We start from the raw sequence: 4,164 nt of genomic DNA on the forward strand, positions 1-4,164 counted from the left end.
TGCTGCTGACCTGGTTCGGCCAGTTCATGACCGAACCACGCTACCCTGAACTGGTAGCCGGTGAGGAACTGGGCGAAGAAAACTTCATCAGCGCCCTGCAAGACGGCGCGATCCTGGTGCGCAATCCAAGCGCACGCATGGCCTGGTCTGAAGTGGACGACGACGTCCTGCTGTTCGCCAGCGGTCAGAGCCGTTACCTGCCAGGCAAACTGCGCGAGCTGTTGAAACTGGTGTGCTCGGCCGATGCGCTGCACAGCGAAAATCTAGGCGAATGGCTCGCCGACGAAGACGGTCGCGACCTGCTGTGCGAACTGGTCAAGCAAGGAAGCCTGGGGTTTGCCGATGAATAAGATTCACGTAAGTGTCGCGGACTGGCAAAAGGATATCGCTGAGATTCGGCGCATTCGTGAAGCGGTATTTATCGCCGAACAATCGGTTCCACCTGAGCTGGAGTGGGACGCTGACGACGCCGACGCGGTGCATTTCCTTGCATTCGAAGGCGACTTCCCCATCGGCACTGCGCGCCTGCTGCCCAGCGGCGAGATCGGGCGTGTGTCGGTGCTCAAGGACTGGCGCGGGCTCAAGGTTGGCGACAAGCTGATGGAAGCAGTGATTGGTGTGGCCGAGAAACGCGGCCAGACCAGGCAGTTCCTCAGTGCGCAGGTCTATGCAGCCCCCTTCTATGAGCGATTGGGCTTCAAGATCGTCAGTGATGAATTCCTGGAAGTCGGGATTCCGCACGTCGATATGGTGCGCGAGGGCTGAGCTGTCTCGTTCGGGAGCAAGCCCCCTCCCACATTTGACCGCATTTCAAAGGATGTACTCGGTCAAGTGTGGGAGGGGGCTTGCTCCCGATAGCTATTTCAGCAACACCTCAAAATGCCCTGCACTGCCAGGGCATTTTGCCGTCTACGATTCAATTTGCGACCCGCCAGGCCGACAAACTGGCACTATCCAGCCTAAATGACTCGCAGAGATAACGGACATGTCCCTACGCACCCTACTCGCAGCCCTCCTGCTGACCGCCAGCGTCTCAGCCATGGCCGACACCGAAGTCGTCAACCTGAGCAACCGCACCAGCGCCGACCTCCTGCCCGTGGCGCAGAATTTCATCGGCAAGGACGGCACCGTCAGCGCCTACGGCAACCAGCTTATCGTTAAAGCGGACCCCGGCAAGATCCAAGACCTGCGCGCCCTGCTTGCGCAACTGGACACCCCCGCAAAACGCCTGCTGATCACCGTGGACACTAACGAGAACAATCAGCAGAACAGCGGCGACAGCCAAACCCGCATCATCAGCTACGGCACCGCCAGCCGCGACGGCGGAATCCAGCAGATCCAGGCCAGCGAAGGCGTGCCCGCACTGATCCAGGTCGGCCAGAGCGTGCCATTGACCAGCACCCAGCAAGACAGCTACGGCCGCCTGCAAAACCAGACCCAGTATCGCAACGTCACCCAAGGCTTCTACGTCACCGCCAGCGTCACCGGCGAGACCGTGCACCTGGCCATCAGTACCAACCGTGACCGCATGAGCCAGGAGCGTCCCGATGTAGTGAATGTTCAGAGCACCGACACAACCGTCAGTGGGCGTCTGGGCGAATGGATCACCCTGGCCGGCATCAACCGTGAGACCCAGGCTGACAAATCCTCTACAACCCGCACGTACTCTACCCAGGGCCGCGATGACCTGACTTTGCGGGTCAAGGTCGACACCCTGAACTGAAGCACCGAAAACTGACTGACGAGTCGTATTAGACCAAAGATGTAGTGCCTTAAAAAAAGCACTACAAAACATTTGACGATCGAAAAAAGCCTGGGCATGATGGCCTCGCTCCCGCTAATCAGGGGCCCTGGCAAGGGCCTTCGGATCGTCGCTCCAAGCTACCCACCTGAGCCGATTCGTGTCTGTACCGCCCACAAGGTGTGTTTGACGAGGTTGCGACTGGAACGAAGTTGTCCCGAGGGACGGAAGCTAACCAGGTAACCCGGCTACACACTGATGGATCGTACCAAGGCCCACGACGCCCGAAGACCGTTCGCAGTTTGCCCTTACCTGCTCAACTCCCCTCTCGCCACTCGTTCATCCCGTCGCCTTCCCCGCCAAACCCGGCTTGACCACCTAAGCTTCTGGTCAGCGAGCAGCCAAAACCACGCACTTACTACGTGGCTGGCAAATGGAATTTTCCACCTAGACCTATGCGACGAGGTTTTTCCCCATGGCACTGACACGCGAACAGCAAATTGCAGCCCTTGAAAAAGACTGGGCTGAAAACCCACGCTGGAAAGGCGTGACCCGCGCTTATTCCGCTGCTGACGTCGTCCGCCTGCGTGGCTCGGTTCAACCTGAGCACACCTTTGCAAAACTCGGCGCCGAGAAGCTGTGGAAGCTGGTCACCCAAGGTGCCAAGCCTTCCTTCCGTCCCGACAAAGATTTCGTCAACTGCATGGGCGCCCTCACTGGCGGCCAGGCAGTCCAACAGGTAAAAGCCGGTATCCAGGCGATCTACCTGTCCGGCTGGCAAGTGGCAGCGGACAACAACTCCGCTGAATCCATGTACCCCGACCAGTCGCTGTACCCGGTGGATTCGGTTCCAACCGTGGTCAAGCGCATCAACAACTCGTTCCGCCGTGCCGACCAGATCCAATGGAAAGCCGGCAAGAACCCAGGCGACGAAGGCTACATCGACTACTTCGCACCGATCGTGGCTGACGCCGAGGCCGGTTTCGGCGGCGTGCTGAACGCCTACGAGTTGATGAAGAGCATGATCGAGGCTGGCGCTGCCGGTGTGCACTTCGAAGACCAGCTGGCCTCCGTGAAAAAATGCGGCCACATGGGCGGCAAGGTACTGGTTCCAACCCAGGAAGCCGTACAGAAACTGACCGCTGCCCGCCTGGCCGCTGACGTAGCCGGCACGCCGACTATCATCCTGGCGCGTACCGATGCCAACGCGGCTGACCTGCTGACTTCGGACTGCGACCCGTACGACCAGCCATTCGTGACCGGCGAGCGCACCCAGGAAGGTTTCTACAAGGTACGCGCCGGCCTGGACCAAGCGATTGCCCGTGGCTTGGCCTATGCACCGTACGCCGACCTGATCTGGTGCGAAACCGCCAAACCGGACCTGGAAGAAGCCCGTCGCTTTGCCGAAGCGATCAAGAAGGAATACCCGGACCAACTGCTGTCCTACAACTGCTCGCCTTCCTTCAACTGGAAGAAGAACCTGGACGACGCGACCATTGCCAAGTTCCAGCGCGAATTGTCCGCCATGGGCTACAAGCACCAGTTCATCACCCTGGCTGGCATTCACAACATGTGGCACAGCATGTTCAACCTGGCGCACGACTACGCCCGCAACGACATGACCGCCTACGTGAAGCTGCAGGAGCAGGAATTCGCTGACGCCGCCAAGGGTTACACCTTCGTGGCGCACCAGCAGGAAGTGGGCACCGGCTACTTCGACGACATGACCACCGTGATCCAGGGCGGCACTTCGTCTGTTACCGCGCTGACCGGCTCGACTGAAGAAGAACAGTTCCACTAAGCCGTATCGAGTGCACGGCCACTGCGGCCCCAAGGAAGACCTAACCGCAGTGCCGAATGATCTGACGCCCCGACTGGTTCGGGGCGTTTTTTTTTGCGCAGATAAATGCGCAGATCAAAATGTGGGAGCTTGCCTGCGATGGCGGCGGTGCACCAGTCACCCCATTCGTTTGCTGACATACCGCCATCGCGGGCAAGCCCGGCTCCCACAGGGATCGCGTCGAGCCGAAGGTTTTGTGCAAAACATTGATCCAGAGCGGTATTTGCACGAACCAAATCGGTTAAAAGATCCGCGCTGGCAACTAAGCGGTAATCTTGCAAGTAACGGCAACTTTCCTCGTCACACCACACACACCCGCTTAAAACCCGCCCAAACAATATTCATTATCATTTAGAGCATGAAAACTTCGTTACGGATTAAACAAAACATAATTGGTGAAAAGCTCGCTAATGCCCGCCCCACAAGGGCTACAGCCCCACGAAGGTGCACTATGTCCTTATTCCATCGAATAATTTCGCCCCAGGAATTTTACTTGCCCGGTGTTTAGCCATAAAATCACCGCGATTGATTGCAGTGCGACATATCGTCACTGCATCGTTACTTTTTCGAGCTCAGAGACCTT

General features: G+C 58.2%; 5 protein-coding genes. 4 read left to right on the forward strand and 1 reads right to left on the reverse strand.

From position 1 onward, the window contains the following. From ACRESD_RS16210 to aceA, 4 genes are all read left to right on the forward strand, one after another. A partial coding sequence (locus tag ACRESD_RS16210) for a winged helix domain-containing protein (RefSeq protein ID WP_431751852.1) occupies nucleotides 1–350 on the forward strand: 350 nt, incomplete at its 5' end. After that, nucleotides 343–765 carry a GNAT family N-acetyltransferase gene (locus ACRESD_RS16215; protein ID WP_431751853.1) on the forward strand — a complete coding sequence of 141 codons (423 nt, stop codon included), beginning with the start codon at nucleotides 343–345 and terminating at the stop codon, nucleotides 763–765. The genes ACRESD_RS16210 and ACRESD_RS16215, both read left to right, overlap by 8 nt. Before the next feature lie 220 nt (nucleotides 766–985). Continuing rightward, nucleotides 986–1,723, forward strand: a complete 738-nt coding sequence (locus tag ACRESD_RS16220; RefSeq protein WP_431751854.1) for a secretin N-terminal domain-containing protein — start codon at nucleotides 986–988, stop codon at nucleotides 1,721–1,723. A 493-nt stretch (nucleotides 1,724–2,216) separates the two neighbouring features. Continuing rightward, nucleotides 2,217–3,542: an isocitrate lyase gene (gene aceA / locus ACRESD_RS16225; protein WP_431751855.1), complete on the forward strand. Its 1,326-nt coding sequence runs from the start codon at nucleotides 2,217–2,219 to the stop codon at nucleotides 3,540–3,542. Here the strand turns inward: aceA and ACRESD_RS16230 are convergent. Then, the gene (locus ACRESD_RS16230; RefSeq protein ID WP_431751856.1) at nucleotides 3,539–3,862 is read right to left on the reverse strand and encodes a hypothetical protein; all 324 of its coding nucleotides are present in this window, start codon (nucleotides 3,860–3,862) and stop codon (nucleotides 3,539–3,541) included. The two genes, aceA and ACRESD_RS16230, sit on opposite strands and share 4 nt — an antisense overlap. Nucleotides 3,863–4,164 lie beyond the last annotated feature (302 nt).

It is taken from the genome of Pseudomonas sp. (assembly GCF_050739995.1).
GTDB lineage: Bacteria > Pseudomonadota > Gammaproteobacteria > Pseudomonadales > Pseudomonadaceae > Aquipseudomonas.

Excerpts from the sequence above, each read along its gene's own strand:
- ACRESD_RS16215 (WP_431751853.1), top strand. The coding sequence starts at position 343 with ATGAATAAGATTCACGTAAGTGTCGCGGACTGGCAAAAGGATATCGCT.
- ACRESD_RS16220 (WP_431751854.1), top strand. The coding sequence starts at position 986 with ATGTCCCTACGCACCCTACTCGCAGCCCTCCTGCTGACCGCCAGCGTC.
- aceA (WP_431751855.1), top strand. The coding sequence starts at position 2,217 with ATGGCACTGACACGCGAACAGCAAATTGCAGCCCTTGAAAAAGACTGG.